The following is a 4,538-nucleotide window of genomic DNA, read 5'->3' on the forward strand; positions in this document are numbered from 1 at the left end:
AGGCCCGGAAGGCGCAGGAAGGAAACCAGCGCGCCATCGTCATTATGCGCGCGGAAGCGGCGGCGGACGGGGCGGCCGCGCCCGGCCCAGCGCGGGAGCGATGCGGAAAAACCTTGCGGACGAGCGGAGGCTCCGGCGGCGAACGCGGCGCGCGGGGCTGCGAGGGCTGGATTAAGCCCGTCTACCGATCGCAGGAGGCGTCTTGCACCATCCATTTCACAAGCTCACCGAACGAAATGCCGCGATATGCGGCCAGTTCAGGCGCGAGCGAGGTCTCTGTCATGCCCGGTTGCGTATTGACTTCCAGTACGACGAGTTCGCCCGTGCCTCCGGGGCGATCGTCGTAGCGGAAGTCGGTTCGGCTTACGCCGCGACACCCGAGAGCCTTGTGCGCCTTTAAGGCCAACTCTTGAATGATTTGGTAAATATTTTCTTTAACTTTTGCGGGCAATTCGTGAATTGATCCGCCGGGCGCGTATTTTGCATCGAAGTCGTACCAGCCTCCGCCGGCCGCCTTGATCTCGATCACGTCCAGCGCCCGGTCGCCCATCACGGCGCAGGTCAATTCCCGGCCGGCGATATATTTTTCGGCCAGCATCAGGTCGCCATAGGGCCAATCCGCGCGCAGCAATTCCTGCGGCGGATGGGAGGTTCCCTCCTGCACGATGAAGACGCCATAGGACGAGCCTTCCGCCACAGGTTTTAACACATAGGGCGGCGGCAGGGCGTGCTCCCTGGCCGCCTCGAACCGGCTGACGACCCTGCCCGCGGCGACCGGCACGCCCGCCGCCGCCATGACCAGCTTGGCCTTGTCCTTGTTTGCGGCGAGCGCCGAGGCCAGCACGCCGGAATGGGTATAGGGAATGCGGAGAAGCTCCAGCACGCCCTGAATGATCCCATCCTCGCCGCCCGGGCCGTGCAAGGCGTTGAGCGCCGCGTCGGGTTTCAGCTTCGCCAGAACCTCGGCGACGTCACGGCCGACATCGACGCGCGAGACGGTGAAGCCTTCCCCTTCGAGCGCCCTGGCGCAGGCCTCGCCAGAGCGCAGGGAAACGCTGCGCTCGCTGGAGAAGCCGCCCATCAGAACCGCGACATGCTTGGTCATTTGCCTTGTCCTTCATTTACCCGCCGCAGCCTCCCCTTCTCCCCATAGGGCGTTCCTGGGAACGCCCGTCTCCCGACGCGCTATGGCGGGAGAAGGTGGATCGTCGCCGTCAGGCGGCGAGACGGATGAGGGGTTCCAGCAACGGGAAACGCCCCCTCATCCGGCGCTGACGCGCCACCTTCTCCCGCAAGGGGAGAAGGGATTCGCGCCTAGCTTTTTTCACCGATGCGCTTGATTTCCCAGTGCAGGTCGACTCCCGTCGCCGCCTTGACGCGGGCGCGGACCTCGTCGCCGAGATTTTCGATATCAGCGGCGGTGGCCGCGCCGCGATTGATGAGAAAATTGCAGTGCATTTCCGACACCTGCGCATCGCCGACCACCAGCCCCCGGCAGCCGGCGCGGTCGATCAATTGCCACGCCTTTTCGCCCGGCGGATTCTTGAAGGTCGAGCCCCCGGTCTTTTCCCGGATCGGCTGGGCCTTCTCGCGCGCCTCGGTGATGCGGTCCATTTCGGCCAGGATCGTGGCCGGATCGCCGGGACGACCCTGGAAAAGCGCGCTGGTGAAGATCACATCCTCGGGGGCGCCGCTGTGCCGATAGGTCATGCCGAGATCGGCCACCGAAAATTCGACGATCTCGCCCTTGCGGTTGACGCCGCGCGCGGAAATCAGCGCATCCTTGGTCTCGCCGCCATGGGCGCCAGCGTTCATGCGCAGGGCGCCGCCGATGGAGCCGGGAATGCCGCGCAGGAAGGCGAGGCCGTCAAGGCCGGCTTCCGCCGCCGCCTTGGCCACGCGCATGTCGGGCGCGCAGGCGCCGGCCCGCAGGCGGCTCCCTTCCTCGACTGTAATCTCGCCGAAAGCCTTGCCGCCGAGCCGGATCACCACGCCCTTCACGCCGCCGTCGCGGATGATGAGATTCGAGCCGAGGCCGATGGTCGTGACCGGAATTTCCGCCGGCAGGTTTTTCAGGAAATAAGCGAGATCGTCCTCGTCGGCCGGGCTGAACAGAACCTCGGCGTGGCCGCCGACGCGAAACCAGGTGAAAGGCGCGAGCGGCTGGCTGGCGGCGAGCCTTCCGCGCAACGCCGGCAATTTCGTCGCGAGCGCTCCCGCGAGATCGTCGGCCGCAACGCTCATGCGAAGGCTCCCGCGAACCAGGAGGCGAACAGTTTCTTGCCCGCTTCCGCTGTCGCGGCGCCAAAGGCGGCGGTCTGGCCGCGCAGGTCGCGCGGGTCGATCCCGGCCTTGCCCAATTCGACCGTGTGGCCGATCAGCCAGGCCTCCAGCGCCTTGGGCTCGACCTCGGCGTGGAATTGCAGCCCCAGAGCATAGGCGTCGAGCGAAAAGGCCTGATTGGGACAGACCGCCGTGAAGGCGAGCCTTTTGGCGCCCGCCGGCAAATCGAAGGCGTCGCCATGCCAATGCAGGACCTTGACGCCCTCCAGCGCCGCGAGCGGCGAGGCGCGGCCTTCGTCGGTCAGAGTGAGCGGCGCATAGCCGATTTCCTTGGCCGGACCGGGCGCGACTTTGGCCCCCAAAGCCGCCGCCATCAACTGGGCGCCGAGACAGATTCCGAGAGTGTGCTTCTTCGCAGCGAGCCTTTCGCCGATCGCTCGAATCTCCTCGACCAGCCAGGGATAGACGTCGGTCTCATAGACGCCGATCGGCCCGCCGAGCGCGATCAGGAGATCGCAGGATTGCACCTCGGCGGCGGGAAAGGGATCGACGCCCATTTCGCAGACCTCGATCGAAAAGCCATTGTCGCGCAGGATCGGCGCGAGCACGTCGAGCCCCTCGAAGGCGACATGGCGCAGGACGAGCGCGCGCCGGCTCACGCGGCGTCCCCCGCCGCGAGTTGGCCCGGCAGCGCATAGGCCCATTGCGAAATGCTGCCGGCGCCGAGCAGCACGACGTAATCGCCCGGCTTGGCCAGTTCGCGGACGATGTCCGGCAAATCGTCGGGACGCGGCAAAGCCAGCGCCTGGCGATGGCCGTGGGCCTTGATCGCCGACACCAGCGCCTCCTTGTCCACGCCCGCGATCGGCGCCTCGCCGGCTGCATAGACATCGGCGACGATGACGACATCGGCGTCGTTGAAACATGTCGCGAACTGGTCGAACAGGCTCTGCAACCGGGTATAGCGATGCGGCTGCACCACGGCGATCACCTTGTGCTCGGTCGAGGCGCGGGCGGCGCGCAGCACGGCGGCGATTTCGACCGGATGATGACCGTAATCGTCGAAGATCAGCGCGCCCTTCCATTCGCCGGTGCGGGTGAAGCGGCGCTTGACGCCGCCGAAACCGGCGAGGCCCTTCTTGATGTTCTCGATGCTGACGCCGAGCTGATAGGCGACCGCGATGGCCGCCGTGGCGTTGAGCGCATTGTGGTGGCCGGGCATGGGCAGGACCAGATCGGCCAGGATCTCCTCATGCCCGTGCAGGCGGTCGCGCAGGGTGACGTTGAAGCGCGACACGCCGCCGGTCAGATCGATATTGGAGAGCCGCACGTCGGCCTGCGGGTTCTCGCCATAGGTGATGACGCGGCGATCCTCGATCTTGCCGACCAGCTCCTGCACCGTCACGTGATCGAGGCACATGACCGCGAAGCCGTAGAACGGCAGGTTTTCGACGAAGGCGCGGAAGGCTTCCTTGATCGCGTCGAAGGTCTTGAAATGATCGAGATGCTCAGGGTCGATATTGGTGACGACCGCGACATCGGCCGGCAGTTTCAGGAAGGTGCCGTCGCTTTCGTCGGCCTCCACCACCATCCATTCGCCGGCGCCGAGGCGCGCATTGGTGCCATAGGCGTTGATGATGCCGCCATTGATGACGGTCGGGTCGAGGCCGCCGGCGTCCAGCAGGGTCGCGACCAATGAGGTCGTGGTGGTCTTGCCATGGGTGCCCGCGATGGCGACGCATTGCCGCAGCCGCATCAGCTCGGCCAGCATTTCGGCGCGGCGCACCACCGGCAGGCGCTTTTCGCGCGCGGCGGCCAGTTCCGGATTGTCGCGCTTGATCGCGGTCGAAACCACCACCACGGCGGCGTCGCCGAGATTTTTCGCATTGTGGCCGACGAAGACCCGCGCCCCCTTGTCGCGCAGGCGCTTGACGTTGGCGTTGTCAGATGCGTCCGAGCCCTGCACGTCATAGCCGAGATTGATCAGCACTTCGGCGATGCCCGACATGCCGATGCCGCCGATTCCGACGAAATGAATGGGGCCCAGTTTGCTCGGCAGTTTCATTCTTGCGACTCCGGAAAAGGCTCAGGCGGGCAGCTGCATGAAGATCAGGTCGGTGTCCTCGGGACGCGCGCCGAGGCCGGTGAGCAAAGCGTGGACCTGTCCGCGATGATGGGTCTGGTGGTTGAACATATGGGTCACGGCGAGCCAGCGCGGACGGCGCGTCTCCTGCCGCTGGATCGACGACAGCCAG

5 protein-coding genes are annotated in these 4,538 nt (G+C 66.0%); all 5 read right to left on the reverse strand.

The window, feature by feature from the left end; genetic code table 11:
* Nucleotides 1-181: 181 nt before the first annotated feature.
* Nucleotides 182-1,105: a D-alanine--D-alanine ligase gene (locus ACE3S9_RS15340; protein ID WP_374547352.1), complete on the reverse strand. Its 924-nt coding sequence runs from the start codon at nt 1,103-1,105 to the stop codon at nt 182-184.
* 209 nt (nt 1,106-1,314) lie between these two features.
* On the reverse strand, nt 1,315-2,244 hold the full coding sequence (gene murB, locus ACE3S9_RS15345) for a UDP-N-acetylmuramate dehydrogenase (protein ID WP_374547353.1): 930 nt from the start codon (nt 2,242-2,244) through the stop codon (nt 1,315-1,317).
* Nucleotides 2,241-2,942 (reverse strand): glutamine amidotransferase, encoded by a 702-nt coding sequence (locus ACE3S9_RS15350; protein WP_374547354.1) that lies wholly within the window; start codon nt 2,940-2,942, stop codon nt 2,241-2,243. The genes murB and ACE3S9_RS15350 overlap by 4 nt, the downstream gene beginning before the upstream one ends.
* Nucleotides 2,939-4,348, reverse strand: a complete 1,410-nt coding sequence (gene murC, locus ACE3S9_RS15355; RefSeq protein ID WP_374547355.1) for a UDP-N-acetylmuramate--L-alanine ligase — start codon at nt 4,346-4,348, stop codon at nt 2,939-2,941. Before murC ends, ACE3S9_RS15350 begins: the two co-directional genes overlap by 4 nt.
* 21 nt (nt 4,349-4,369) lie before the next feature.
* Nucleotides 4,370-4,538, reverse strand: a 169-nt coding sequence (locus ACE3S9_RS15360; protein WP_374547356.1) for a DinB family protein, incomplete at its 5' end; no start/stop codon positions are given.

Origin of the sequence: Rhodoblastus sp. (genome assembly GCF_041915505.1) — a bacterium.
Taxonomy (GTDB): domain Bacteria; phylum Pseudomonadota; class Alphaproteobacteria; order Rhizobiales; family Beijerinckiaceae; genus Rhodoblastus.

What these genes read in the sequence shown, in the direction of transcription:
- ACE3S9_RS15340 (WP_374547352.1), bottom strand. Translation starts at nt 1,105, where the DNA reads ATGACCAAGCATGTCGCGGTTCTGATGGGCGGCTTCTCCAGCGAGCGC.
- murB (WP_374547353.1), bottom strand. Translation starts at nt 2,244, where the DNA reads ATGAGCGTTGCGGCCGACGATCTCGCGGGAGCGCTCGCGACGAAATTG.
- murC (WP_374547355.1), bottom strand. Translation starts at nt 4,348, where the DNA reads ATGAAACTGCCGAGCAAACTGGGCCCCATTCATTTCGTCGGAATCGGC.